Raw genomic sequence first — 24,355 nt, 5'->3', positions numbered from 1 at the left:
CATGATCATCGATTGGCACACACTCAACCGCGAACCGAGCCTTGCAGACCTCTATGTAAAAGCCGCGACGCGACGCAAAATCACCGGCACCACGCTGCCCGATTCAGGCTTGCGCTGCTGGATCGATGTCGATCCGAAGCGCCTGGCGGCCTATCGCAAGGTCTGCGGCTTTGCCGACAACGGCTTGCTGCCACCCACCTATCCGCACATCCTGGCGTTTGCCTTGCAGATGCAATTGCTCACGGCCAAGGCGTTTCCGTTCCCACTGCTGGGGTTGATCCACCTGAGCAACCGCATTCGCATCCTGCGGCCAATGGGCGGGGTCAATCGCGCGCGGGTCAGCGTACAGGTGCAGAACCTGCAACCCCATGCCAAGGGTGCGACGTTCGACCTGGTGACCACCCTGGACGATCAGTTGGGCGTGTTGTGGGAGGCTGAAAGCCAGATGCTGTGCCGGGGTGTAAAACTGGATGGCGAGCCTGTCGAGGAAGTGTTGGCCTCGACACTGGAGCTGATGGAGGTGGCCCGCTGGCAAGCGCCCGCGGACATTGGCCGTCAGTACGCCAAAGTGTCCGGCGACTACAACCCGATTCACCTGAGTGCCGTCAGCGCCAGGCTGTTCGGCTTCCCGACCGCCATCGCCCATGGGCTGTGGAACAAGGCCCGGACACTGGCGGCGCTGAGTGAGCACCTGCCGGCGGCGAATGTCGAGCTGGCGGTGCAGTTCAGGAAGCCGGTGCGATTGCCGAGCGAGGTGACATTGCTGTCCAGCGCGGCCGGTTCCAGTGGCGATTTCCAGTTGATGGGTGCGGGGGATCTCGAGCATATGGTGGGGCATTGGCGACCTGTTGCCTGACCCGAACGCCGTGATGTTTATTTGGGTGGATAGTTCGCCAGTATCCGTCCAACCGTTTCGCGAATCGCCGCACTGCGATCAGCGGGATTGGGTGAGTGGCTGAGCATTTGTTCATCACTGCCGCGCCACACCAGTTTGCCGTCCTTGCCATCGAGCAGGTCGATCTGGATGGTCGCCACCTTGTAGCTGACGTTGCGGGTTTCGTTGTACATCGGGCCGCCCCAGTAGCCATTCCATGGGTTGCCCCAAGCGCCGCCATAATTGGTGGTCACTTGTTGCTGGCGCTCTTCGACGATCAGATAGGTCTGCACACTCAAGTCACCCCGGGTACCGGCGCCGGCCGGACGCAAGCCGCGCTGATCGAGCTGATCGGCCACCGATTGGCGCACGCGCTGTTCAGTCAGGTCGCTCTTGATCCGCGGGTCATCGGGCCGATATTGCAGGGCGGGTTCTTTCCAGCTCCAGCTGCGATAGGCGGCGAAGTCGCGGCTGGCATCGAAGTCATGATTGACCTGGGTGGCGCAGGCGCTGAGCAGCGCGGCCACGGCCAGTAAAGCGAGACGGCGGAACATGGTATTTCTCCGGTTGAAGACATGAACCTGCGCAGGGCTTCCTGATGATGAAGCTAATCAGGAGGATACGCCGACATTGCCTTTTCCACAGCCTCCCGTATGGCGTCGGTCTGCGCGCCCTGGCTGCCCCGTTGGCTGGTTTCGGCACTGGCACTCCACACCGGTTGACCGCTTTGGGCATCGAACAGATCCACCCGCACCACCACGACTTGTTCCTGATACGTTCGAACGATCGGCACCGTGTTGTACATGCCATAACCGCTGCCATAGCGATTGTAGCCACCGTACCCGCCGCCGTAGTACCCGCCGCCATACCCATAGTCATCGCGGACCTGGCGCAAGCGGGTCTCCAGGCGCAGGTCGGCGCTGACAAACAAGTCCGCCGGCCGATTGTCATGCAGCGGGCGCAAGCCGCGCTGGTCCAGCGCATTGCTGACGGCTTCGGCGACTTGCGCCGAGTCCGCCCAGGCGGTACCGGGCGGCAGTCGCCCATCGAGCCAGGCCCAGCTGCGGTAGCGCCCATAGTCACGCGGCGGCGCCGGGTAGGCGCTGCGGTCGAACGTGTTGGCCGCCTGAGGCGGTGCCGGCGGCAAGGGGTTGGATGTCGCCACATAAGGATTGCTGCCCTGACAGGCCGCCAACCCCAGACAGATCACCAGTAAACCTGAACGACTTTTCATTTCACGCTCCGATCAGACCGGCCGACAGATCCAGTGCAAGTAGCGCCCAAGCCCGGCGAAGCTTGGGTGGCGTCGGTGGGCCAGCTCCATCTCCAGCAAGTCCACCAGTTTGGCACGGGCCTGGAACTCCACCGGCATGTAGTCGTGAAAAACCCGAACCCCGCTCTGGGTTTCGACCCGCCACAGGCCCTCAAGTTGCGCCGCCAGTTCACGCGGATCAAGGGGCTGCTGCGGGGTCAGGCTCTGCTTCTCACCGGCCATGTCGTTCTTGCGCATCTTGCGAAAGTGCCCCTTGAGCAGATTGCGGTAGATCAGCGCATCGCGGTTGTAGAACGCCAGGGATAACCAACCTTCAGGTTTGGTCAGTTGATGCAGCACCGGCAGGATCGCGTGGGGTTCGGCCAGCCATTCCAGCACGGCGTGACACAGCACCAGGTCGTAGGGCTCGGTGAGTTGTCCGGGCAGCTCCTGCCAGGGTGCCTGAATGAAGGTCGCGGTCTGCCCGGCGTCGGCGAAGCGCTGGCGGGCGCCTTCGAGCATCGGCGCGGCGGGTTCTGCGAGCGTGACCTGATGACCGCGCTGGGCCAGCCACAACGACATGTGCCCCAGGCCGGCACCGATGTCGAGTACCCGTAATGGCCGATCCGGCAGGATTTCGGTCAGGTCGGCCTGAAGCACGGCCAGACGGATCGCGCCTTTGGCACCGCCATAGATTTTTTCGGCGAAGCGGGTCGCCAGTTGATCGAAATGACGGTCGCTCATCAGCTGAACCTCCGCTCGCTGTCGGCGAGCTTGCTGCTCACCACCTGGTTCATGTCCAGCCCCAGCTCGCTGCACAGTAGCAATAGATACAGCACGATATCGCCGACTTCCTGCCCGGCGTGGGCCAATTTGTCCGCCGGCAGCTGGCGCGACTGGTCTTCGGTCAGCCACTGGAAGATTTCCACCAGCTCTGACATCTCCACGCTCGCGGCCATGGCCAGGTTTTTCGGGCTGTGAAATTGCCGCCAGTCATTGCGGTCACGGATGGCGTGCAGGCGTTCGGTCAGTTCTACAAGGTTCATCGGGCTCTCCTGAAGGCGTATAGCTTCGGGGGGATGGCCGGGGATGGCAAGCCTCCTGTAGGAGCGAGCTCGCTCGCGATGGACTTGAGGGCAACGCGTTTATCCAGGATGAACGCGTCATCGTTAACGTCCTTCGCGAGCAAGCTCGCTCCTACAAGGGTTCATCAACAGACCGGAAACTTTGCGTCATACTCAAACGATCCCGGCATCAGGGAACTCGCCACTGTGATTACAGGCCCAAGGCTCAACCACTTCAACAGGACGTTCACGACATGCAGGTAGAAAGCTTTTTCGAATGGCTCGGCCAGGTACTCGGTTCGATCATCCGGTTCATCGTCGACGCCCTCAGCGGGCTGTTCAATCTGTTGAGCAATGCCGGCAGCAACTTTGTCGAAGGCCTGTCCCGGGCGCTGGGCATGGACGCTTCGATCGTCAGCATCATCGCGTTGATCGTGGGGTTGATGCTGTTGTGGGCGGCGATTCGCGCCTTCATGAGTGCGTCGATCATCATGGGGATTATCTGGTTAGTGCTGGGGCTTTGGTTGCTGAGCTGGATAATCCACTAACACCGCAAAAACCTGTGGGAGCGGGCTTGCTCGCGAAAGCGGTGTGTCATATATCATGGATGTCGGCTGACACTCCGCCTTCGCGAGCAAGCCCGCTCCCACATTTTTGGATCACTTCGGATTCAGATGTGTCGCTACAATGCCCGCTCCCCAAGGAGCCTGCATGTCCAATCTGATCGCCGACTGGCGCGACCGCCCTACCCACCGCCGGGTCTGGGCGCTCGCCGCGCCCATGATTCTGTCGAACATTTCCGTACCGCTGGTGGCGCTGGTCGACAGTACGGTCATCGGCCACCTGCCCCACGCCCATCAACTGGGCGCCGTCGCGGTCGGGGCCAGCCTGTATACCTTTCTCGCCTGGGCCATGGGCTTTCTGCGCATGGGCTCCACCGGCTTTGCCGCCCAGGCGGCGGGACGCGGGGATGGCGCGGCGTTGCGCCAGATTTTGTTACAGGGCTTGCTGCTGGCCATGGGATTGTCCATTGTCCTGGGAGCCCTGGGCGTGCCGTTGAGCGGCGTCGCGCTGCACTTCATGCAACCCTCGGCCGAACTGGATCAACTGACCCGCGAATTTTTCCACACGCGGCTGTTCGGCCTGCCGGCGGCGCTGGCCAGCTATGCCCTGGTCGGCTGGTTCCTCGGCACCCAGAACGCCCGGGCGCCACTGGCAATTCTGCTGAGCACCAACCTGGTCAACATTGCCTTGAACCTGTGGTTCGTCCTCGGGCTGGAATGGGGGGTGGTCGGCGCTGCCCGGGCGTCGGTGATTGCCGAATGGACCGGCGCACTGGTCGGTCTGCTGATGACCCGAAACGCCCTGCGCGCCTACCCTGGCCATATCGCCTGGGCTGCACTGGCACTGTGGCAGAGCTGGCGACCGCTGTTGGCGGTCAACCGCGACATCTTCATCCGCAGCCTGGTCCTGCAATCGGTGTTTTTTCTCATTACCGTGCAAGGCGCGCGACTGGGCGATGCCACTGTCGCCGCCAACGCGTTACTGCTCAACGGCCTGCTGCTGACGGCCCATGCGCTCGATGGCCTGGCCCACGCTGTGGAGGCCCTTTGCGGGCATGCCATCGGCGCTCGCGACCGGGACGCCCTGCGCCGCTCGTTGGTGGTGGCCTGTGGTTGGTCGTTGCTGGCGAGCCTGGGCTTTGCCGCGCTGTTTCTGTTCGCCGGCCATCTGTTCATCGAGATGCAGACCGACATTCAAAGCGTACGCGACACCGCCTTCATCTACCTGCCTTACCTCGCCGCCCTGCCGCTGATTGCGGTCTGGAGTTACCTGCTCGACGGTCTGTTCATCGGCGCCACGCGCGCGCGCGAAATGCGCAACGGCATGCTGTTGACGATGATTCTGGTATTGCCGTTCGCCTGGGCACTGCAAGGCTTGGGCAACCATGGCCTGTGGATAACGTTCCTGTGGTTCATGGCCCTGCGCAGTTTGACCCTGGGTGCTTTTGCCTGGTTTTTGCGCCAGAACGACGGCTGGTTTACCGGCCGGACTCACTGATCCGGCGCGGCCGTGACGAACCCCGGGTCAGTGTCGATCGGTCTGCCATCGGTCGCGCAGGCGGTCGAGACGCTCCTGCTGGGTCAGTCCCGACAACGGCAGCACCAGCGCCGCGCGCGGGTATTGCAAGCGCAGCCATAACCAGTCATCGAGCACCGCACGTTCGTGGAAACCCAGCGCCAGCCCTTCCTGCATATGCGCCCACAGGCTGGGGTAGTCGCTCCCGGTGGAATGGCTCCAGTGCCAGGCGTGCTGCTCCAGCAGACAGGTTTGCAACTTTTCCTGTTGCCCGGGGCTGAGGCTTTCTTCGACAGCTAACGGGCTGACGGCGAGCCCCGGGTTGTGCAGCTGTTGCCAACCCTGGCAACCGATCGCACGATCCGCCCAGGTGCCGCCAAACCAGTGCAACTGACGGATCGGCCCCAACCAGCGACTCAGCTCCCGGGCGTCGCAGGCATCAAAAAAGTAACTGGCCGTGTTGGGATTGTAGTAGTTCAACAAAGCGCGGTGATGCACGCCGACCGTGACCGTGAGCATACGGCGCAAATGCGCCAGCAACGGTGACGGCGGCGCCCCGCTGAAGACCAACAGTCCACGGAAGTGTTGCGCTTCGCTGTAGCACAACTCGGCCAGCGCCGGGCAGGAGCCCAGGTCGACCAGAACCGGACCCTGTTCGCGTAACGCATGCAGCTCGGTATCTTCGAACAACCAGAACCATTGCGCATGGGCAAACGTCTGCCGCAGTGTCGCCCCCGCCAGTGGCGCACCCGGCACATCCAGCAATAGCCATTGCGGGCTCGCGGCAATCATGCCGCACCGCTCCGGCCAAACCCCGTCGCCGCCCGGCAAGTGCAGAAAACCTCAGCGCAGTGAGTGAAACTGCCGCCACCCGGCAGCAGGCACAGCAGCATCAAGGGCTCGCCGGAGCGCAGCATTCGGAGCACGCCTTCGTCAGGCGCACAGGCGTTCGCCGCGCGGGATTCCTCAGCGGCTTCGACAGACTTTGGCTGGTGCAGAAAACCGGTAATCAATGGCTGATCCGGATCGCCCTCGATAAAGCTCACCACCACCTCGGTGCCCTCGCTCATCGGCGTATCCGTTGCGTTGCCCAACTCCGTTGCCAGGGGCAGCCAACAGTGGGCAGGGATCGCGCCCTCACCCTGGTAAAGCCAATCGAACTGCACGGCAACCGGCCTGGAGGGATCCGGTCGAGACTCTTCGACATTGACGACCCAGGCCCGTTGCAGGCTGTGCATGCGCGGTTTCATTGGGCCAGGGGGCGACACCAGGGGCGCTGCCCAGTGAATCGCGCGGATCTGATTGCTGTAGGGGGCCTGGGGATCCTGGCTCCCCTGATGTTCGATGTGGGTCAACAGCCATAGTTGATTCCAGTCGGCGATCGGATGGCCGGACAGCGACATCAGTTGACCACTGCGCAGCGTCGCCAGGTCTGTACGGCCTTGGGCACTCTGCGCCGCTCGTTGCCCCTGAAGCTGAAACTGCCGCACGGCCGGTTGCTCGCTGTCGACGCGAAAATCCGCCAGCTCGCCCAGGCGAAAATGCGCCTGGCCATCACCGAAGACCACGCAGTGCCTGTCAACCTGGTGCTCGAAATGGTAGTTCAGCCGCTCTTGAGCGCACAGGCGCTGGAGAAACTGCAGGTCCGATTCCCGGTATTGGGTACAGAAATCACGGGGCGGGTAATCGCCGCTCAGTTCGAAGCGCCGATCCTTGTCGGCAATGCCATGCTCCCTGAGTACTTGGCTGAGGATCTGCGGCACCGAGCAGGCACTGAAGATTCGCTGGCTGAAGCGCTGGGAAAGGCAGGCCAGCTTCGGCCCCAGCCGTACGCGGCAGAGCCGGGCAGTCGGCCCCTGTTCACGCTGGACGAGTTCGTGCAGTTGTCCATGAATCGCCTGTCCCGCCGGCCCGAAGTGCAGAGAGACCGGTTGGTACAGCAGGCTGGCAAGGTCGAGCGTCGGGTCGTCTATCAGCAGATCCACCTCGAACACAAAAGGCTCGCTGATGGCTTCTCTACCGGTAAAGGCCAAGACTTCGAAGGCATCGGACATACCTGCTACACCCAGACGAAATGAAAGCTCGTTGACTGGATCGAACATCGGCGATTCTCTACAGGAGGGGCGGCCGGGGATTCTCGCCGAGAGACATGGCCGAGTAGAGTGCCGAAATACAACTTAGGAAATGGCCTACGCGAAAAGCAGACCAAATGGCTTTAATAGCCGAAAGCGGGGAAATTTCCGTTGAAAATAGAGAAACGTCCTACCAGGTCATCCGAAACTTCTGCTGTGCGCGGAACATTTTCAGACAACCTGGAGAGAACGACTTACCTCAAGAGGACAGGTAAGACGAACGGGTCAGCCCCAGACGCAGTGCGTCGAGGAACTGAGTGCGCTCGGCGGCAGTGATGCGGGCGCTGGCGCACTTGTCGCGGTAGTGGGTCATCAATTCTTCCGGCGACAAGTGCACGTAACGCAGCATGTCTTCGATGGTGTCGTGGGTTTCGATACCCGCGTGGTACACGCTGCCGTCGGCATTCTGGTAGATGTTCACCGAGTCGGTGTCACCGAACAGGTTGTGCATGTCGCCGAGAATTTCCTGATAGGCGCCCACCAGGAAGATCCCCAGCAGGTAGTCTTCGCCTTCATTCAAACCGTGAACCGGCAGGCTGGTTTCGATGCTCTGCTCGTCGACGTATTGCTTGATCTTGCCGTCGGAGTCGCAGGTCAGGTCCTGCAGCACCGCGCGGCGCAGCGGCTCTTCGTCGAGACGATGCAACGGCAGGATCGGCAGCACCTGGCCGATGGCCCAGGTATCCGGCAGGCTCTGGAAGACCGAGAAGTTGCAGATGTACTTGTCGGCCAGCTTGTCGTTGAGTTCGTCGAGCACCTGACGGTGCGAACGCTGACGGGCCTTCAGCGAGTTGTGCAGGCGGCGGCACACGGCGAAGTAGCATTGTTCGGCCAGGGCTTTCTCGGCCAGTGTCAGCTTGCCGTCAGCGTACTGGGTGGCCACGTCGCTCATGTAGTGCGTGGCGCGCCAGTAGGTTTCGGTGACCATCTCGATGTCGGTCGGACCCAGCAGGTCAACCAGCCACTGCACGGTTTCCGGCAGTGCTTCCTTGTTCTCGATCTGCGGCACGTCGTCGTTGTGTTTCTCGACGTCGGTCACCTGCACCACCAGCATGGCGTGGTGCGCGGTCAGAGAACGGCCGCTCTCGGAGAAGATGTTCGGGTGTGGCAGGTTCTGCGCGTCGCAGAATTCCTTGAGCATCCCGACCACGACACCGGCGTAATCGTCCATGTCGTAGTTGATCGAGCTGGCGTTGCGCGAGTGGGTACCGTCGTAGTCCACGCCCAAACCGCCGCCGACGTCGATGTGGTCGACCGGCAGGCCGAGGTTGCGCAGTTCGCCGTAGTAGCGAATCGCTTCCTTGAAGCCGTGCTGGTAGTCCGCCAGATTGGCGATCTGCGAACCCATGTGGAAGTGCAGCAGGCGAATGCCCTGATCCAGGCCCGCGGCGCGGAAACGCTCGACCACCGACAGCAACTGCGCCGCCGACAGACCGAACTTGGACTTCTCGCCACCGGTATCGGCCCATTTGGACGACGCCAGGGATGACAGGCGCACGCGCAGACCGACCTGAGGCTTGACCTTCAGCGAGGCGGCTTCTTCGATCACCAGGGCGACTTCGGATTCTTTCTCGATCACGATGAACACGTTGTGGCCAAGTTTCTGACCGATCAGCGCCAAACGGATGAACTCGCGATCCTTGTAACCGTTGCAAACGATGGTGCCACCCTTCGGCGCCAGGGCCAGTACGGCCAGCAGCTCCGGCTTGGAGCCGGCTTCCAGGCCGATGGACACGTCCTGGGTCGCGATGATGTTCTCGATCACCGCTTCCTGCTGGTTCACTTTGATCGGGTACAGCGCGGTGTATTTGCTCTGGTATTCCAGGCGTTCGATGTTGGCATCGAAGGCGCCGGTCAGCTGACGCACGCGGTCTTGCAGAATGTCAGGGAAACGCACCAGCAACGGCAAGGACAGGCCGCTTTGGCGCAGCTGGTCGACTTGCTCGAACAGGTCGATAGGTGAACTGGCCGGACCGTTCGGACGAACTTCGACGCGACCGGCGTCATTGATCGCGAAATACCCGGCCCCCCAATGGCGAATCCCGTAAACACTGCGGCTGTCCGCAACTGTCCATTGGCTGCCATCGTCTTTGCGTGTGCGTCTTACGGACATTGAAGTCCCCTATAAAGAAGTCATAGAGCGTCGCCTGGGTTCAGGCCGGCGCAGTCTAAAGAATGAAAATGACGGTTCGTCAACGAGGGGATAGACCTCGCTGATCGCGGTGAGTTTAGAAACCGGTCAGAACAGGCTCTGTGAAAACCATGTAGACGACGCCGGGCCTGCTGTCAGGACCGGATCAAGCCGAGGGTGGTTTTCACAGAAGCTGCTAGCCGCCGGACTTCTTCGCCTTGAAACCGTGCTTGATCAACTCGGCCAAGAGTAGCTCGACATGATCGCCCTGGATTTCAATGATGCCGTCTTTCAACGCACCGCCGGTCCCGCAACGTTTTTTCAACGAGGTCGCCAGGTCCTTGAGCGCGTCTTCGGCCAACGGCACGCCGGTGATGGTGGTCACCGTCTTGCCGCCACGCCCCTTGCTTTCGCGACGCACGCGAGCGATGCCGTCGCCGGCCGGGATAGCGGTTTGTTTGCAGATGCAGGCATCCACCGGTTTACTGCAATCCGGGCAATGACGACCTGCGTCGGTGGAAAATACCAGGCCACCAAGGGCGGCGAAGGATGCGGCTTTTTTGGCCACCGGCAATCCTCTTGGGAGGACAAAGACTGGCCGCGGCAGGTGTGCCATCGACCGCGAAGCCCCACTCAGGCAGGGGCAGCGCTACTGAAACGGTAAAACCTGTGTAGGAGCGAGCTTGCTCGCGATAAACGTCAACGATAACGCGCGGCATCAGGCAACACGCGTCGTCCTTGCGTCCTTCGCGAGCAAGCTTCGCTCCTACAGAAGAGCAATACCGGTTCAGTTTGAAAAGGTCGCGCAGTGTAACGGCAAAAAGCCGACTTGCTAAGAGCCAATCGGCGCCAATTTATGCCGCTTATGCGACGTCCGGCCCACGAGCTCGAAGATAGCGCTGCAAGGCCGCCAGGGAGTCCGGGCAATAAGGCTTTTGCTGGATTTCCAGCATGACCTGATCGATGGGCATGAAGCGCGCTTCGAGCACTTCTTCCGGTTGCAGGATCAAGGGGCCATCCCACACCGCCGAAAAAGCTGAACACCAGAGTCGATTGCCGGTGTCCTCGAAGTAAAAGTGGTCATGAGCAATCAGCTCCACGCCGCTCACGCCCAGCTCTTCTTCCAGCTCGCGGGCGGCCGATTCGGCGTAAGTCTCGGTGGCCAGTACCATGCCGCCGGCCGCCACGTCCCAGTAACCCGGGTAGATCGCTTTACTCAGGGTGCGCCGATGCACGCAGAGTTCACCGGCGGAGTTGAACAGCATGATGTAAGTGCCGCGCCCGATCAGGCCGCGCTCGCGCAAGTCGGAACGGACCAGTGCGCCGAGCAGGTTGTCCCGCTCGTCGACCCAGGCGATCTGTTCGGCATCCGAGGCCGCCCGATGGGCGGCCTCGCGCAGGCTATCGATGGAGCTATCAACCATGACTCAGCCCTGATTGAGCAACTGACGCAAATCGATGACGGCGGCGTTGGCCCGGGAGATGTAATTGGCCATGACCAGCGAGTGATTGGCCAGTACGCCGAAGCCGCTGCCGTTGAGGATCATCGGGCTCCAGACCGGTTCTTGCGAGGCTTCAAGCTCGCGAATGATCTGGCGCACGCTGACCGTGGCGTTCTTCTTGGCCAGCACATCGGCGAAGTCGACTTCGATGGCGCGCAGCAGATGGGACAGCGCCCAGGCCTGGCCACGGGCTTCGTAGAACACGTTGTCGATCTGCATCCACGGGGTTTCGACGATTTCTTCGTCAACCTGCGGTACCTGACCTGGCGCGACGACTTCGGTTTTCAGCGCGGTATTGAGCTTGACGCGGCCAACGCTGGCCGACAGCCGTTGCGACAACGAACCCAGGCGGGTGCCGACATCGCCCAGCCAGTTGTTCAGGTTGTCGGCGCGGGCATAAAACAATGCGCTTTTCTGACTCGGGTCGGACAAGCGTGCCTGATAACGGCTCAGGGACTTGATCCCTTCCTGATATTCAGACTCACTGGAAGGCAACACCCAGCTTCTGTTGTCGAAGTTGAAACGCGGCTCGGCCTTGGCCAGGTCGGCGTCTTCGGTGGACTGCGACTGGGAGCGGGCGAAGTCCTTGCGCAGCGCACGGCTCAGGTCACGGACCTGGACCAGCACGCCATATTCCCAGCTCGGCGTGTTATCCATCCACAGCCCCGGCGGGAAACGGTCGTTGGAAATATAACCGCCCGGCTTGGTCAGCAAGGTATCGGCAACGGTCTTGAGCGTTTCCACCGTGGTATAGCCGATGACCATCTGCTTGCCTTCTTTCTCGGCAGCCACCTGGGCGTTCTGTTGAACCGGGAACAGCGCGGGTTCCTGGCTCCAGTACCAGCCCAGCGCAATCACCACCAGCAGGTAAAGGCCAATCAGGGTGGCCAGCGCCCGGCTGAACAACAGGCCGCCAATGTAACTGCGGGTGGCCGATTTCGGTTCAGCGGCACGTTCAGGCGCGCTGCCCGCGCGGTTCTTCCAGTCCAGCATGGCGATATCCTTTCAATCACTTGAGTTCATCGGTTCGACCACAACCCTACGCCATCGTGCCTCGTTTGCCGCGCATTAAATCCGGTGCAAGGGACGAGCCGCGCAACGGGCGCGATCGAGCGGCCACTATAAATGAAGCACAGCCGCGAGCCTATCAGCCCCGTCGGTCAGCCACTGAATCAGGTCGCTTTGCAGATTATTGACGTGCGACACTCATGCACATGAAAAGTGGTGCTAGCATAGCGCCACCAGTCGATCTCAGCATGCTCCCTCACTAGTAGTCAGGATATGACCGAGCCAGAAGACCCCAGCCGTGAGCGCCTCAAGCACCACTTTGCCCAGCGGGTGATTCATCAGGCACGTCAAATTCTTGAAATATGGCAGCGCCTGCAACATAGCGAGTGGTCCAACACCGACTTATCGGAACTGAGCGAGGCCAACCTGCGTCTGCTGCGTTTCGCCGAGCGCTTCGAACAACCGGAACACACCCGGTTGGCGCACCACATCGGCCAGTCGCTGCAGGCGGTCGACGCCAACCGCGGGCGCCTGAACAGCGACCTGATCAATGACCTCAATCGCTTGATGCAGCACTTGTCGCGCACCGGCCTGCGCCAAGGCGATCAGCTCGAACAAACCTTCCTGCCGCCGTTGCGCAAGCCCATCTATGTGATGTTGCAGGATCACGACCGCGCCGAGCGCCTGGCCACGCAGCTGGAGTTTTTCGGGCTCAGCGCCCAATCCCTGGACAGCGTGGCGGCGTTTCGCTCGTCGATGGTCGAGCGTTTGCCCGCGGCGATCGTCATGGACGTGGACTTCAGTGGTGCCGGCATCGGCCTGAAACTGGCCGCCGAAGCCCAGATCGGGCTGGACGAGCCGCTGCCGCTGCTGTTTTTCAGCCTGCAGGAAACCGACACGCCTACCCGCCTCGCCGCGGTGCGCGCCGGTGGCCAGGAGTTCCTGACCGGTACCCTCGAGGCGTCGAGCCTGCTGGAGAAAATCGAAGTCCTGACCTGCGTCGCCCAGTACGAACCCTATAAAGTGCTGATCATCGATGACTCCCGCGCCCAGGCCCTGCATACCGAACGGTTGCTCAACAGTGCCGGGATCGTCACCCGGACGCTGATCGAACCGATTCAGGCGATGGCCGAGCTCGCAGACTTCCAACCGGACCTGATCATCCTCGACATGTATATGCCGGCCTGCACCGGGACCGAACTGGCCAAGGTGATCCGCCACAATGATCGTTACGTCAGCGTGCCGATCATTTACCTGTCCGCCGAAGACGATCTGGACAAGCAACTCGACGCCATGAGCGAGGGCGGTGACGATTTTCTGACCAAACCGATCAAGCCCCGACACCTGATCACCACCGTGCGTAATCGTGCGGCGCGGGCGCGCAATCTCAAGGCGCGGATGGTTCGCGACAGCCTCACCGGCCTCTACAACCACACCCACATCCTGCAATTGCTCGAAGACTGCAGCTTCCGCGCCCGTCGTGAAAGCAAGCCCCTGAGTTTTGCCATGCTCGACATCGACCACTTCAAACGGGTCAACGACAGCCACGGGCACCCCATGGGCGACCGTGTGATCAAAAGCCTGGCACTGTTCCTCAAGCAACGCTTGCGCAAGACCGACTTCATCGGCCGCTATGGGGGTGAAGAGTTTGCGATCGTCATGCCGGACACCGACCTCGAATCGGCTTGCAAAGTGCTCGAAGAAATCCGACGGCGTTTTGCCGAAATTCATTACCCGGCCCAGCCCCAGGACCTGCGGTGCACCTTCAGTGCCGGGGTCGCCGAGCTGGGCGCTAACGCCGACGGCCTGATGATCGCGAACCAGGCTGACGAGGCGCTGTACCGCGCCAAACATGCCGGACGCAACTGCGTACAGGCAGCGCGAACATAAAAGCAAAGTGCCACCTTTTCACCGGAAACGACCGAACCGGTCATAACCCTGTAACACAAACGCAATAACTTCAGGCACTTACGATTCTGCCGCTGGTAGTCCCGCGATGCGCCTGAAGTTGCTGACCAATCTCAATACCCTTCTGTTAGTCGCCGTGTGCGTGGCCCTGGGCGCCACCCTGTGGTGGTCGCAAAAGGCCCTGGAACGCCCCTACCTATTGATGGAGCGCTACCTGGGCCTGTCCCGGCAGTTTCAGGATGACGTCGCGCGCAACATCGAGGATTACCTTGCCAGCGGCGATGCGCTGCGCCTGAACAGCGCCAGCCAGGCCATCGACCGCCTGCGACAGGAACTGGGCGAGTTGCCGCCGGCATTGGCCGATACCTTGCGCCCGAGCCTGTCGAATCTGGATGAATTCAGCAAAACCGACCTGTTGGCTGCCGGTAAACTCGCGGGCGATCCACAGGCGCTGCTGCTGCAAGCCGAACGCGAATTGGCGGCCAGCCTTGATCAGCTCAGCCAGTACGCCAGCGCCAATGCGGCTTACCAGACGCCATTGTTCGCCGCGTCCCAACACTTGGGCAAACTGTCGCTCGCCCGGGACAAACTGGTCAGCAGCGGTCGCAGCGAACTGGCCGCCGATGTCGAGCGTGAAGTCGGCAACCTGCGCATTCAAGCCGAACAACTGGAGGCCTTGCCACTGCTGGGCATCACCACCAACAGTCAATCGAACACCGATGATTTCGCCGCCATGATGGGCCTGGAGAACACCGAGAAAGCGGTCGCCGAAGATGCTGGCGTCGGCCTCAAGCGTGAACTCAATAACCTGTTGACCCGCTATCCTGCGGAACTTGCCCGCACCCGCGAACAGATTCGCCAACGCGCCGACCTCAGCGCCGCCACTCACCTGAAAATCGCCGCCGTGCAGCAGGCCATCGCCGGGCTGGAACCGGTGGTCCGTGCCCAGCACGGGCAGATCCAGGGCGAAGTGCGACTGATGCAGGGGATAATGATCGGCCTGATCCTGCTGATCGCGCTGCTGATCGATACCCTGCAACGACGCCTGGCCCGGACCCTGACCAATCTGGCGCCGGCCCTGTCGACCTGGGCCGAGGGCGACTTCAGCCAGGACATTGAATTGGGCAAGACCAATCGCGAATTGCATGACATTCAAGCCTCGCTCAATCGCCTGCGGGCTTATCTGGTGGATCTGGTGGGCACCATTCGCCTCAACGCCGAGCAGGTCGCCGGCAGCAGCCGCACCCTGGCGGAATTGAGCAACGACCTGCACAGCGGCGCCGAGCATCAGGCCGGCGATACCGCGATGATCCGCGATTCCCTCGGCGAACTGGAGGCGACCATTCAACAAGTCGCCGGCGATGCCAGCCAGGCCGCCGACGCCAGTCGACATGCTGGACTGGCGGTGGAGCACGGGCAGAAAGTCATAGGCCTGAGCCTCACCGGGCTGCATGAATTGGTGGGTGAAGTGCAAGGCAACGCGCAGATGATCGAACACCTGGCCGAGGAATCGGCCACCATCGGTGGCGTGCTGACGGTGATTCGCTCGATTGCCGACCAGACCAACCTGCTGGCCCTTAACGCCGCCATCGAAGCGGCCCGTGCCGGAGAAATGGGCCGTGGGTTTGCGGTGGTGGCCGAAGAGGTTCGCTCGCTGGCGCAACGCACTGCCCGGGCGACCGCAGAGATTCAGACATTGATCGCCGGCCTGCAGACCGCCGCGCGGCAATCGGTGGAAGGCATGCGCGCCCAGGTCGAGCACGCCGAAGCCACCGCCAATCAGGCGCAAGCGGCTGACGGCGCGCTGGATAAAATCGTCGGGGCGATCCAGACCATTTCCGACACCGCTGTGCGCATCGCCGACGTCACCGCCCAGCAGAGCGGTGCCGTCAGCGAAATCCGCGATCACAGTGAGCGGATTCACCAGTTGGGTGGGGATAACTTGCTGCGCATTGGCCAGGGGCGCGAGCAAGGGGAGCATTTGTTGGTGTTGGGTGGGCGGTTGCATACAGCCGTTCAGGCTTTCCGCGTCTGACAGATCGCCTTCGCGAGCAAGCCCGCTCCCACATTGACCGAGTTCTCTCATGGGAATGCGGTCGAATGCGGGAGCGGGCTTGCTCGCGAAGGCGCCAGAACAGCCACCACAGAATTCCAGGCCCTGCACTCCTGCCAGGCGTCCGCTATCATGCCCTCACTTTCGATACGCGAGACTGTCATGCGCCGTTTGCTTTGCCTGCTGTTTTTGGTGCTGGCCCTGCCGGCCTCCGCCACCGGTTTGCTGGAGACTCGGCCCAGCTCCACCCTGGGCTCGATCAACAACAGCGCCGATTTCCTGCCGGTACGCGAAGCCTTTCAACTGAGCCTGGTAGACAGCACGCCGCAGTCGATCAAACTGCGGTTTGTCGCCACCGAGGGGTACTACCTCTATCGGCATCGCTTCCAGTTTCGCGCCGAACCCGCCGATGTCGGCCTCGGCGCCGCGCAACTGCCCAAGGGCGAACAGAAGCACGATGAGTATTTCGGCGATGTCGAGGTCTACCACGGCATTCTCGAGGTAGAGGTGCCGCGCACCGATCAACGCGCCTTCACCCTGGCCGTCACCTATCAGGGTTGCGCCGATAAAGGCCTGTGCTATCCGCCCGAGACCGAGCGCCTGGACATAGAGGGCGTCGCCGGCGCCACGAGCTGGGGCTGGCGCGAACTCGCCCTGTTCTTCCTCGCCGGTGTGGGCCTGACGTTCACGCCCTGCGTATTGCCCATGCTGCCGATTCTTTCCGGCGTGGTGTTGCGCGGCCAGGTCGGCGGGTTACGCGGCTTCAACCTGTCCTTGGCCTACGTGTTGCCCATGGCCATCTGTTTCGCCCTGCTCGGTGCGTTGATGGGCATGTTTGGCGCGCAGCTCAATCTCCAGGCGCGTCTGCAATCGGCCTGGGTACTGGTGCCGTTTGCAACGTTCTTTGCGCTGTTTGCCCTGGCCATGTTCGGGGTATTCGAACTCAAGCTGCCGCACTTCATCAGCCGTCGCCTCGACCGGATCGCCGGCCGCACCGAAGGCGGCTCGCTGTGGGGCGCGGCGGTACTTGGCGTGGTCTCCAGCCTGCTGGTCTCACCTTGCGTATCGGCACCACTGGCCGGTGCGCTGCTGTACATCAGTGCTAGCGGCGATGCACTCGGCGGCGGCTTGAAACTGTTCATGCTCGGCCTCGGCATGGGCGCACCGTTAGTGCTGGTGGCGACCGGCGGCGCTGCCTGGCTGCCGAAAAGCGGGCCATGGCTGATCCATGTGAAAAACGCGATCGGGGTTTTGTTGCTGGGGTTGGCGATCGGCCTGCTCAGTCGGGTATTGCCGGGCCAGATCACTTTGCTGCTGATCGGCTTGCTCGCCGGCGGTGTCGGTTTGTTCATGGGCGCGCTGGAGTTCGTCTACAAACCGCCTCGAAAACGCCTGGGCCAATTACTCGGGATGTTCCTGCTGTTTTACGCGCTGGCCTGCTGGTACGGCGCATTCAGTGGCCAGACCGATCCGTTCAATCCGATCGGCCAGCCGCGTGTTGTCACCAACACTGAACAAACGCAGGGCAGCAGCGCCTGGCAAACCATCAGCACGCCGGCAGAGCTCGATCGCGTGCTCGCGGACGCCAGTTCCTCCGGCACCCCGTTGCTGCTGGACTGGTACGCCGACTGGTGCATCAGTTGCAAAGTCATCGAACACCAGGTGCTCAACGATGCCACGGTCATGGAGCGGCTCAAGGGCTATCGATTGATTCGCTTCGACATCACCGAAAGCAATGCCGGGCAACGCGCCCTTCTCGACCGCTACAAACTCTTCGGCCCGCCAGCGCTGATGTTTTTCGGCAAAGACGGCACCGAACAGGCCGATGTGCGGGTGATCGGCGAGATCAACGCAGCGGACTTCGCCGAACGTGTCGCGCAAGCGCGCGGCCAAAGCAAATGACCGGATTTTAGAGACCGGTCATATATTTCGCGCAAACATCGGCCATCGTGCGGGCTATTGCATAGAACTGGACAGTCATAAAGGCTTTGCGGCATAGTCGCCGGGTTCTGACAATTGCACATAGATCACAAGGAACAGCAGATGGCGACGCTATTGGTCCTGCACGGCCCCAACCTGAACATGCTCGGCACCCGTGAACCGGGCACCTACGGCGCTACGACACTGGCGCAGATCAACCAGGACCTGGAACGCCGTGCCCGTGAAGCCGGCCACCATTTGCTGCACCTGCAAAGCAACGCCGAGTACGAATTGATCGACCGCATCCACGCTGCCCGCAGCGAGGGTGTGGACTTCATTCTGATCAACCCGGCAGCTTTTACGCACACCAGCGTCGCATTACGTGACGCGTTGCTGGCAGTGAGCATCCCATTCATCGAAGTGCATTTGTCTAACGTGCACAAACGCGAACCTTTCCGCCATCACTCTTACTTCTCCGATGTAGCGGTGGGAGTGATCTGCGGCCTTGGCGCCAGCGGTTATCGACTGGCCCTGGAGGCCGCACTAGAGCAGCTTGAAAGACCGGCAACGGCTTGAACAACAAGCGTTAAACGCCCCTGACCGACCCTTGGGAGTTGATGATTCATGGATATCCGTAAAGTTAAGAAACTGATCGAATTGCTGGAAGAGTCCGGCATCGATGAGCTCGAGATCAAGGAAGGCGAAGAGTCCGTACGTATCAGTCGTCACAGCAAGACCCCGGCTCAGCAGTACTACGCACCGGCTCCAATGCACGCTCCGGCGCCAGCGCCTGTTGCTGCTGCCCCGGTTGCTGCTGCCGCGCCTGCTGCTCCGGCCGCACCCGTGCTGAACGGCACCGTTGCCCGTTCGCCGATGGTCGGCACGTTCTATCGCAAATCCTCGCCGTCCTCGCCATCCTTCGTTGAAGTGGGCCAGACCGTGAAGAAAGGCGACACCCTGTGCATCGTTGAAGCGATGAAGATGATGAACCACATCGAAGCTGAAACCAGCGGTGTGATCGAATCCATCCTCGTCGAAGACGGCCAGCCGGTTGAGTACGACCAACCGCTGTTCACCATCGTTTGAACCGCGGAGAAACTTTGATGACTGCGAAGTTGGAAAAAGTTCTGATCGCCAACCGCGGTGAGATTGCCCTGCGCATTCTGCGCGCCTGCAAAGAGATGGGCATCAAGACCGTCGCCGTTTACTCAAAGGCTGACAAAGAGCTGATGCACCTGGGCCTGGCAGACGAATCCGTCTGCATCGGTCCGGCATCGGCCGCCCACTCTTACCTGCACATTCCGGCAATCATCGCTGCCGCTGAAGTGACTGGCGCTACCGCTATTCACCCAGGCTACGGCTTCCTTGCGGAAAACGCCGACTTCGCCGAACAGGTGGAAAACTCCGGCTTCGCCTTCATCGGCCCGAAAGCCGACACCATTCGCCTGATGGGCGACAAGGTATCGGCCAAGCACGCCATGATCGCTGCGGGCGTCCCCACCGTTCCGGGGTCCGACGGCCCGCTGCCTGAAGACGAAGAAACCGCGCTGCGCATCGGTCGCGAAGTCGGTTACCCGGTGATCATCAAAGCCGCCGGCGGCGGCGGTGGTCGCGGCATGCGCGTTGTGCATAAAGAAGAAGACCTGATTTCCTCGGCGAAACTGACCCGCTCCGAAGCGGGCGCGGCGTTCGGCAACCCGATGGTCTATCTGGAAAAATTCCTGACCAACCCACGTCACGTGGAAGTCCAGGTGCTGTCCGACGGCCAGGGCCAAGCCATCCATCTGGGCGATCGCGATTGCTCGCTGCAACGTCGTCACCAGAAGGTACTCGAAGAAGCGCCGGCACCGGGCATCGACGAGAAAGCACGCGCTGAAGTCCTCGCTCGCTGCGTCAAGGCGTGCATCGACATCAACTACCGTGGCGCGGGTACGTTCGAGTTCCTGTACGAGAACGGCGCGTTCTATTTCATCGAAATGAACACCCGCGTTCAGGTTGAGCACCCGGTTTCGGAAATGGTCACCCGCATCGACATCGTCAAGGAGATGCTCAGCATCGCCGCTGGCAACAAGCTGTCGTACACCCAGGATGACGTGGTCATCCGCGGTCACGCGCTGGAATGCCGGATCAACGCCGAAGACCCGAAAACCTTCATGCCGAGCCCAGGCACGGTCAAGCATTTCCACGCTCCAGGCGGCAACGGCGTTCGCGTCGATTCGCACCTGTACAGTGGCTATGCCGTTCCGCCGAACTACGATTCGTTGATCGGCAAGCTGATCACCTACGGCGCAACCCGTGACGAAGCATTGGCGCGCATGCGCAATGCGCTGGATGAAATCGTTGTCGACGGGATCAAGACCAACATCCCGCTGCACCGCGACTTGGTCCGTGATGAAGGCTTCTGCAAAGGTGGGATCAACATCCACTACCTGGAACACAAGCTGGCTGGCGACAAGCACTAAGCTTTAGCCCGATCGACAAAGCCGCCTTCGGGCGGCTTTGTTGTATCTGGACATTACCGCCCCCCGTAGGAGCGAGGCTTGCCCGCGAAGGACGCGCATCGGCACCGCTGATACACCGCGGCGCCTGGTTCGCGGGCAAGCCTCGCGCCTACGAAGAGCACGCGCGTGTCGGTCTTGTCGTCTTCTGTCGCGCGCTCGCGTAAACTTGCGCGCTTCTCGCAGCCCGCTAGGCTGCAATCAATATTTTTCAAAGGTGCCCGCCATGCCTTGGCTGCAAGTCCGTCTCGCCATCAGCCCAGAACAAGCCGAAACCTACGAAGACGCGTTCCTCGAAGTGGGCGCCGTGTCGGTGACCTTCATGGACGCCGAAGACCAGCCGATCTTCGAACCGGAACTCAACACCACGCCATTGTGGTCGCACACGCACCTGCTGGCCCTGTTCGAAGACGGCACCGAAGCCGCCAGCGTGCTGGCTCATCTGGAATTGCTGACCGGCAGCCCGCTGCCTGAACATCACAGCGAAATCATCGAAGACCAGGACTGGGAGCGCAGCTGGATGGACGGTTTCCAGCCGATGCGCTTCGGTCAGCGCCTGTGGATCGTCCCGAGCTGGCACGCCGCGCCGGAACCCGACGCCGTCAATCTGCTGCTGGACCCGGGCCTGGCGTTCGGCACCGGCACACACCCGACCACCGCGCTGTGCCTGGAATGGCTCGACGGTCAGGACCTCAAGGATTGCAACGTGCTGGACTTCGGTTGCGGCTCGGGGATCCTGGCCATTGCCGCCCTGCTGCTGGGCGCCAGGGAAGCCGTCGGCACCGACATCGACGTGCAAGCGCTGGAAGCCTCCCGCGATAACGCCGGGCGCAACAACATTGCCGAAGCGCTGTTCCCGCTGTATCTGCCGCAAGATTTGCCGCAAGTGCAGGCCGATGTGCTGGTGGCCAATATCCTCGCCGGCCCGCTGGTTGCCTTGGCGCCGCAACTGTCCAGCCTGGTCAAGCCGGGTGGTCGCCTGGCGCTGTCGGGCATCCTTGCCGAGCAAGGTGAAGACGTGGCCAACGCCTACGCCCGGGACTTCGACCTGGACCCGATCGCCAATCGCGATGGTTGGGTGCGCATTACCGGCCGTCGGCGCTAGAATGAGCCTCTGCATAAACCGGACCGCCGCATGACCGACAGTTTCGTCACTCAGTGCCCGCATTGCCAAACCAGCTTCCGCGTCAGCCATTCTCAATTGAGCGTCGCCCGCGGAGTGGTTCGTTGCGGCTCGTGCTTGCAGGTGTTCAACGCCGCCAAGCAGTTGCTTGAGCAACGGGCCGGCAAAGAAGCGGTCGCGCCGGTGGCCCCGGCCATCATCGAGTCGCCACCGCCGCGGGTCATCAGCCGCAAGCAGTGGAGCGCCGCCGAGCTCGATCTGGACAGCCTCGACCTGGATGAAGAACTCGCCCGGCTCGAACAGCGGGAAATCCAGCCGACCATGGAGTTTGCGCGGCACCGCGAAGACAGCCTGCGCGCGCGCCGGGATACTGCCGAGCACGACGAAGCTCAGTGGTCCGACAGTCTGTTCAGCGAATCGGCCGCCGATCGCGCCCAAGCGGTCGAAGCCGACCAACGGGAAACGCCGCCAGAACCGGGCAAGCACTCGCGCACCGAACCTTCGTTCTCGCTGGAACCGGTTGATCTGGACGACGAGCCCCAGGTGCCGCAACTGCGCCTGAATGATCCGCTCGACATGCCCCTGCGCCATGATCGCCTGTCGGCAACCGATGCACCTGACGACGACCTGCCCCCGATTGCCCCCCTGCGCAAGCGACACGAACGCAGCGAGTCGACCGAACGTGTCGAAGCATTGCAGGACCTGACCGACGATCCGCTGCAACTCGACTGGCAAAAACGCCGCCCCCCCCGGGGCCGCCGGCTTTTCTGGCTACTGTTGATCCTGCTCGCTGCTGGCGCCCTCGCCGGGCAGTACATTGCCTACCACTTCGATGAGCTGGCGCGCCAGGACCAGTACCGGCCGTGGTTCCAGCAGGTATGCCCGCAAATCGGCTGCACCGTGCCGTCCAAGGTCGACATCGCCAAAATCAAGAGCAGCAACCTGGTGGTGCGCAGCCATCCGGATTTCAGCGGCGCCCTGGTGGTCGACGCGATCATCTACAACCGCGCGCCCTTCTCCCAGCCGTTCCCGCTGCTGGAGTTGCGCTTTGCCGACCTAAACGGTCACCTGATCGCCAGCCGGCGCTTCAAGCCGGGCGAGTACCTCAATGGCGATCTCGAAGGCCTGCTGGAAATGCCTCCGCAGACGCCGATCCACATCGCGCTGGATATTCTCGATCCAGGCCCCAAGGCGGTGAACTACAGCCTGAGCTTCCACTCGCCCGAGTGAAACGGTTCAGTGTTACGGCTTTGACGGCATATTTCTGACTTTGACCGCTCGTACCAAACCGCTGGCAATAACAAAATCGCTGTTCAGATTTTGTTCAATTCAGCCTTTATCCAGTCATCGAGAGCGGGTATCATGCCAACCCTTTTTCGAAGTCTCATGATCCGGCCCCACAACAGGGAAGCCCTATGTCGGCGGTACGCATCGGTCCATATACATTACACAACGGCTTGATTCTCGCCCCGATGGCGGGCGTCACCGACCAACCCTTTCGTCAGCTGTGCAAGCGGCTGGGCGCGGGGCTAGTAGTCTCGGAAATGGTCACCAGCGACATGAGTTTGTGGAACACCCGCAAATCGCGCATGCGCATGATCCACGAAGGTGATCCCGAGCCACGCTCGGTACAGATCGCCGGTGGTGATGCTCAGATGCTGGCGAATGCGGCCCGGGCCAACGTCGAACTGGGCGCGCAGATTATTGATATCAACATGGGCTGTCCGGCCAAGAAGGTCTGCAACAAGGCCGCCGGTTCCGCACTGTTGAAAGATGAAGCACTGGTAACCGAGATCCTGCAGGCCGTGGTGGCTGCGGTTGATGTGCCGGTCACCCTGAAGATCCGCACTGGCTGGGACCGGGACAACAAGAACGGCCTGACGGTGGCGAAGATCGCCGAGCAGGCGGGCATCACGGCGTTGGCGGTGCATGGCCGCACCCGTGCCGATCTGTACACCGGTTTTGCCGAGTACGACACCATTGCCGCGATCAAGCAGGCGGTGTCGATCCCGGTCTTTGCCAATGGCGATATCGATTCACCCGAGAAGGCCCGGTACGTGCTCGACGCGACCGGTGCCGATGGCCTGCTGGTAGGCCGGGCTGCCCAGGGGCGGCCATGGATTTTTCGTGAGATCGATCATTTCCTGCGTACCGGCGAGAAACTCCCGGCACTGGACCTGATCGAGGTGGAACGCATTCTGCTTGAGCATCTGGCCGCGCTGCACGTTTTCTACGGAGACGTCATGGGCGTACGCATCGCTCGAAAGCATGTGGGCTGGTATCTCGCAACCTTGCCGGGCGCCAGGGAATTTCGCGCCCACTTCAATCGTTTGGAAGATACGGAAGCACAATGCGCCAACGTTCAGGGCTTCTTCGCCGAACGTTACAAGAGCCTGACAGGGGACGGAGACGAGGTGGCCGCATGACGATGATGACCGAGACTTTAGTGAGTGGAACAACACCCGTGAGCGACAACGTGAATTTGAAACAGCACCTCAACACGCCGAGCGAAGAAGGCCAGACCCTTCGCGGGAGTGTCGAGAAGGCGCTGCACAATTATTTCGCCCACCTTGAGGGCGCTGCCGTCACGGATGTGTACAACCTCGTGCTGTCCGAAGTCGAGGCGCCTCTGCTCGAGTGCGTGATGAACTACGTCAAGGGCAACCAGACCAAGGCCAGCGAGCTGCTCGGACTGAACCGAGGCACCCTGCGCAAGAAACTCAAGCAGTACGATTTGCTGTAAGCATTCAATCAAACCAGAAAGGCGCCCGCGTAGAAACGGTCGCCTTTTTTGCTGACTCCTTTGCTTTT

23 protein-coding genes are annotated in these 24,355 nt (G+C 61.5%); 13 read left to right on the top strand and 10 right to left on the bottom strand.

The window, feature by feature from the left end; all coding sequences use genetic code 11:
• The first annotated feature begins 1 nt into the window (after nucleotide 1).
• Entirely contained in the window at nucleotides 2-856 is an 855-nt protein-coding gene (locus tag BZ163_RS32695; RefSeq protein ID WP_128874390.1) for a MaoC/PaaZ C-terminal domain-containing protein, read from the top strand.
• Nucleotides 857-873: 17 nt separating this feature from the next.
• Here BZ163_RS32695 and BZ163_RS32690 read toward each other — a convergent pair whose 3' ends face one another.
• The 4 genes from BZ163_RS32690 to BZ163_RS32675 are packed head-to-tail and all read right to left on the bottom strand — an operon-like array spanning nucleotide 874 to nucleotide 3,172.
• A complete protein-coding gene (locus tag BZ163_RS32690) occupies nucleotides 874-1,428 on the bottom strand; it encodes a DUF4136 domain-containing protein (protein WP_128874389.1) in 555 nt (184 codons plus the stop codon).
• 53 nt (nucleotides 1,429-1,481) lie between these two features.
• On the bottom strand, nucleotides 1,482-2,108 hold the full coding sequence (locus tag BZ163_RS32685; protein ID WP_128874388.1) for a DUF4136 domain-containing protein: 627 nt from the start codon (nucleotides 2,106-2,108) through the stop codon (nucleotides 1,482-1,484).
• A 12-nt stretch (nucleotides 2,109-2,120) separates the two neighbouring features.
• Nucleotides 2,121-2,870: a methyltransferase domain-containing protein gene (locus tag BZ163_RS32680; RefSeq protein ID WP_128874387.1), complete on the bottom strand. Its 750-nt coding sequence runs from the start codon at nucleotides 2,868-2,870 to the stop codon at nucleotides 2,121-2,123.
• On the bottom strand, nucleotides 2,870-3,172 hold the full coding sequence (locus BZ163_RS32675) for a MazG-like family protein (RefSeq protein ID WP_128874386.1): 303 nt from the start codon (nucleotides 3,170-3,172) through the stop codon (nucleotides 2,870-2,872). The genes BZ163_RS32680 and BZ163_RS32675 overlap by 1 nt, the downstream gene beginning before the upstream one ends.
• 272 nt (nucleotides 3,173-3,444) lie before the next feature.
• On the opposite strand from BZ163_RS32675, the gene BZ163_RS32665 reads away from it, so the two are divergent.
• Nucleotides 3,445-3,738, top strand: a complete 294-nt coding sequence (locus BZ163_RS32665) for a hypothetical protein (RefSeq protein WP_128874384.1) — start codon at nucleotides 3,445-3,447, stop codon at nucleotides 3,736-3,738.
• A gap of 163 nt (nucleotides 3,739-3,901) precedes the next feature.
• Nucleotides 3,902-5,251 (top strand): MATE family efflux transporter, encoded by a 1,350-nt coding sequence (locus tag BZ163_RS32655; RefSeq protein ID WP_128874383.1) that lies wholly within the window; start codon nucleotides 3,902-3,904, stop codon nucleotides 5,249-5,251.
• A gap of 27 nt (nucleotides 5,252-5,278) precedes the next feature.
• Here BZ163_RS32655 and BZ163_RS32650 read toward each other — a convergent pair whose 3' ends face one another.
• From BZ163_RS32650 to BZ163_RS32625, 6 genes are all read right to left on the bottom strand, one after another.
• Nucleotides 5,279-6,061 carry a DUF4123 domain-containing protein gene (locus tag BZ163_RS32650; protein ID WP_128874382.1) on the bottom strand — a complete coding sequence of 261 codons (783 nt, stop codon included), beginning with the start codon at nucleotides 6,059-6,061 and terminating at the stop codon, nucleotides 5,279-5,281.
• The gene (locus BZ163_RS32645) at nucleotides 6,058-7,371 is read right to left on the bottom strand and encodes a type VI secretion system Vgr family protein (protein WP_128874381.1); all 1,314 of its coding nucleotides are present in this window, start codon (nucleotides 7,369-7,371) and stop codon (nucleotides 6,058-6,060) included. Before BZ163_RS32645 ends, BZ163_RS32650 begins: the two co-directional genes overlap by 4 nt.
• 229 nt (nucleotides 7,372-7,600) lie before the next feature.
• A complete protein-coding gene (speA, locus tag BZ163_RS32640) occupies nucleotides 7,601-9,514 on the bottom strand; it encodes an arginine decarboxylase (RefSeq protein ID WP_128874380.1) in 1,914 nt (637 codons plus the stop codon).
• Between the two features lie 214 nt (nucleotides 9,515-9,728).
• A complete protein-coding gene (locus tag BZ163_RS32635; RefSeq protein WP_128874379.1) occupies nucleotides 9,729-10,100 on the bottom strand; it encodes a translation initiation factor Sui1 in 372 nt (123 codons plus the stop codon).
• A 295-nt stretch (nucleotides 10,101-10,395) separates the two neighbouring features.
• Nucleotides 10,396-10,956 (bottom strand): NUDIX hydrolase, encoded by a 561-nt coding sequence (locus tag BZ163_RS32630; RefSeq protein ID WP_128874378.1) that lies wholly within the window; start codon nucleotides 10,954-10,956, stop codon nucleotides 10,396-10,398.
• A 3-nt stretch (nucleotides 10,957-10,959) separates the two neighbouring features.
• Complete coding sequence (locus BZ163_RS32625; RefSeq protein WP_128874377.1) at nucleotides 10,960-12,027, bottom strand: DUF2333 family protein; 1,068 nt, start codon at nucleotides 12,025-12,027, stop codon at nucleotides 10,960-10,962.
• Nucleotides 12,028-12,315: 288 nt separating this feature from the next.
• On the opposite strand from BZ163_RS32625, the gene BZ163_RS32620 reads away from it, so the two are divergent.
• The 10 genes from BZ163_RS32620 (at nucleotide 12,316) to fis (ending at nucleotide 24,287) form a co-directional block, all read left to right on the top strand.
• Nucleotides 12,316-13,932 (top strand): PleD family two-component system response regulator, encoded by a 1,617-nt coding sequence (locus tag BZ163_RS32620; protein WP_128874376.1) that lies wholly within the window; start codon nucleotides 12,316-12,318, stop codon nucleotides 13,930-13,932.
• A 106-nt stretch (nucleotides 13,933-14,038) separates the two neighbouring features.
• Entirely contained in the window at nucleotides 14,039-15,985 is a 1,947-nt protein-coding gene (locus BZ163_RS32615; protein ID WP_128874375.1) for a methyl-accepting chemotaxis protein, read from the top strand.
• A gap of 180 nt (nucleotides 15,986-16,165) precedes the next feature.
• Nucleotides 16,166-17,905, top strand: a complete 1,740-nt coding sequence (locus BZ163_RS32610) for a protein-disulfide reductase DsbD (RefSeq protein ID WP_128874374.1) — start codon at nucleotides 16,166-16,168, stop codon at nucleotides 17,903-17,905.
• Between the two features lie 141 nt (nucleotides 17,906-18,046).
• Nucleotides 18,047-18,499, top strand: coding sequence for a type II 3-dehydroquinate dehydratase (gene aroQ / locus BZ163_RS32605; RefSeq protein ID WP_033059577.1), 453 nt, complete (start codon nucleotides 18,047-18,049; stop codon nucleotides 18,497-18,499).
• A 48-nt stretch (nucleotides 18,500-18,547) separates the two neighbouring features.
• Entirely contained in the window at nucleotides 18,548-19,009 is a 462-nt protein-coding gene (gene accB, locus BZ163_RS32600; protein WP_054044024.1) for an acetyl-CoA carboxylase biotin carboxyl carrier protein, read from the top strand.
• Nucleotides 19,010-19,026: 17 nt separating this feature from the next.
• On the top strand, nucleotides 19,027-20,385 hold the full coding sequence (gene accC / locus BZ163_RS32595) for an acetyl-CoA carboxylase biotin carboxylase subunit (RefSeq protein WP_128874373.1): 1,359 nt from the start codon (nucleotides 19,027-19,029) through the stop codon (nucleotides 20,383-20,385).
• Between the two features lie 262 nt (nucleotides 20,386-20,647).
• The gene (gene prmA, locus BZ163_RS32590; protein ID WP_128874372.1) at nucleotides 20,648-21,526 is read left to right on the top strand and encodes a 50S ribosomal protein L11 methyltransferase; all 879 of its coding nucleotides are present in this window, start codon (nucleotides 20,648-20,650) and stop codon (nucleotides 21,524-21,526) included.
• A 30-nt stretch (nucleotides 21,527-21,556) separates the two neighbouring features.
• A complete protein-coding gene (locus BZ163_RS32585; protein ID WP_128874371.1) occupies nucleotides 21,557-22,774 on the top strand; it encodes a DUF3426 domain-containing protein in 1,218 nt (405 codons plus the stop codon).
• A gap of 185 nt (nucleotides 22,775-22,959) precedes the next feature.
• On the top strand, nucleotides 22,960-23,970 hold the full coding sequence (dusB, locus tag BZ163_RS32580) for a tRNA dihydrouridine synthase DusB (protein WP_128874370.1): 1,011 nt from the start codon (nucleotides 22,960-22,962) through the stop codon (nucleotides 23,968-23,970).
• Nucleotides 23,967-24,287, top strand: a complete 321-nt coding sequence (gene fis / locus BZ163_RS32575) for a DNA-binding transcriptional regulator Fis (RefSeq protein ID WP_007907419.1) — start codon at nucleotides 23,967-23,969, stop codon at nucleotides 24,285-24,287. Before dusB ends, fis begins: the two co-directional genes overlap by 4 nt.
• Nucleotides 24,288-24,355 lie beyond the last annotated feature (68 nt).

This window comes from Pseudomonas sp. VI4.1 (assembly GCF_002029345.1).
In the GTDB taxonomy this organism is placed as follows: Bacteria; Pseudomonadota; Gammaproteobacteria; order Pseudomonadales; family Pseudomonadaceae; genus Aquipseudomonas.
This window is presented reverse-complemented; position numbering and strand designations above follow the sequence as displayed.

What these genes read in the sequence shown, in the direction of transcription:
- BZ163_RS32680 (WP_128874387.1), bottom strand. Translation starts at nt 2,870, where the DNA reads ATGAGCGACCGTCATTTCGATCAACTGGCGACCCGCTTCGCCGAAAAA.
- BZ163_RS32585 (WP_128874371.1), top strand. Translation starts at nt 21,557, where the DNA reads ATGACCGACAGTTTCGTCACTCAGTGCCCGCATTGCCAAACCAGCTTC.
- BZ163_RS32615 (WP_128874375.1), top strand. Translation starts at nt 14,039, where the DNA reads ATGCGCCTGAAGTTGCTGACCAATCTCAATACCCTTCTGTTAGTCGCC.
- BZ163_RS32645 (WP_128874381.1), bottom strand. Translation starts at nt 7,371, where the DNA reads ATGTTCGATCCAGTCAACGAGCTTTCATTTCGTCTGGGTGTAGCAGGT.
- BZ163_RS32620 (WP_128874376.1), top strand. Translation starts at nt 12,316, where the DNA reads ATGACCGAGCCAGAAGACCCCAGCCGTGAGCGCCTCAAGCACCACTTT.
- BZ163_RS32675 (WP_128874386.1), bottom strand. Translation starts at nt 3,172, where the DNA reads ATGAACCTTGTAGAACTGACCGAACGCCTGCACGCCATCCGTGACCGC.
- BZ163_RS32655 (WP_128874383.1), top strand. Translation starts at nt 3,902, where the DNA reads ATGTCCAATCTGATCGCCGACTGGCGCGACCGCCCTACCCACCGCCGG.
- aroQ (WP_033059577.1), top strand. Translation starts at nt 18,047, where the DNA reads ATGGCGACGCTATTGGTCCTGCACGGCCCCAACCTGAACATGCTCGGC.
- BZ163_RS32610 (WP_128874374.1), top strand. Translation starts at nt 16,166, where the DNA reads ATGCGCCGTTTGCTTTGCCTGCTGTTTTTGGTGCTGGCCCTGCCGGCC.
- fis (WP_007907419.1), top strand. Translation starts at nt 23,967, where the DNA reads ATGACGATGATGACCGAGACTTTAGTGAGTGGAACAACACCCGTGAGC.
- BZ163_RS32665 (WP_128874384.1), top strand. Translation starts at nt 3,445, where the DNA reads ATGCAGGTAGAAAGCTTTTTCGAATGGCTCGGCCAGGTACTCGGTTCG.
- accC (WP_128874373.1), top strand. Translation starts at nt 19,027, where the DNA reads ATGACTGCGAAGTTGGAAAAAGTTCTGATCGCCAACCGCGGTGAGATT.
- prmA (WP_128874372.1), top strand. Translation starts at nt 20,648, where the DNA reads ATGCCTTGGCTGCAAGTCCGTCTCGCCATCAGCCCAGAACAAGCCGAA.
- dusB (WP_128874370.1), top strand. Translation starts at nt 22,960, where the DNA reads ATGTCGGCGGTACGCATCGGTCCATATACATTACACAACGGCTTGATT.
- BZ163_RS32685 (WP_128874388.1), bottom strand. Translation starts at nt 2,108, where the DNA reads ATGAAAAGTCGTTCAGGTTTACTGGTGATCTGTCTGGGGTTGGCGGCC.
- BZ163_RS32695 (WP_128874390.1), top strand. Translation starts at nt 2, where the DNA reads ATGATCATCGATTGGCACACACTCAACCGCGAACCGAGCCTTGCAGAC.
- BZ163_RS32625 (WP_128874377.1), bottom strand. Translation starts at nt 12,027, where the DNA reads ATGCTGGACTGGAAGAACCGCGCGGGCAGCGCGCCTGAACGTGCCGCT.
- speA (WP_128874380.1), bottom strand. Translation starts at nt 9,514, where the DNA reads ATGTCCGTAAGACGCACACGCAAAGACGATGGCAGCCAATGGACAGTT.
- accB (WP_054044024.1), top strand. Translation starts at nt 18,548, where the DNA reads ATGGATATCCGTAAAGTTAAGAAACTGATCGAATTGCTGGAAGAGTCC.
- BZ163_RS32690 (WP_128874389.1), bottom strand. Translation starts at nt 1,428, where the DNA reads ATGTTCCGCCGTCTCGCTTTACTGGCCGTGGCCGCGCTGCTCAGCGCC.
- BZ163_RS32650 (WP_128874382.1), bottom strand. Translation starts at nt 6,061, where the DNA reads ATGATTGCCGCGAGCCCGCAATGGCTATTGCTGGATGTGCCGGGTGCG.
- BZ163_RS32630 (WP_128874378.1), bottom strand. Translation starts at nt 10,956, where the DNA reads ATGGTTGATAGCTCCATCGATAGCCTGCGCGAGGCCGCCCATCGGGCG.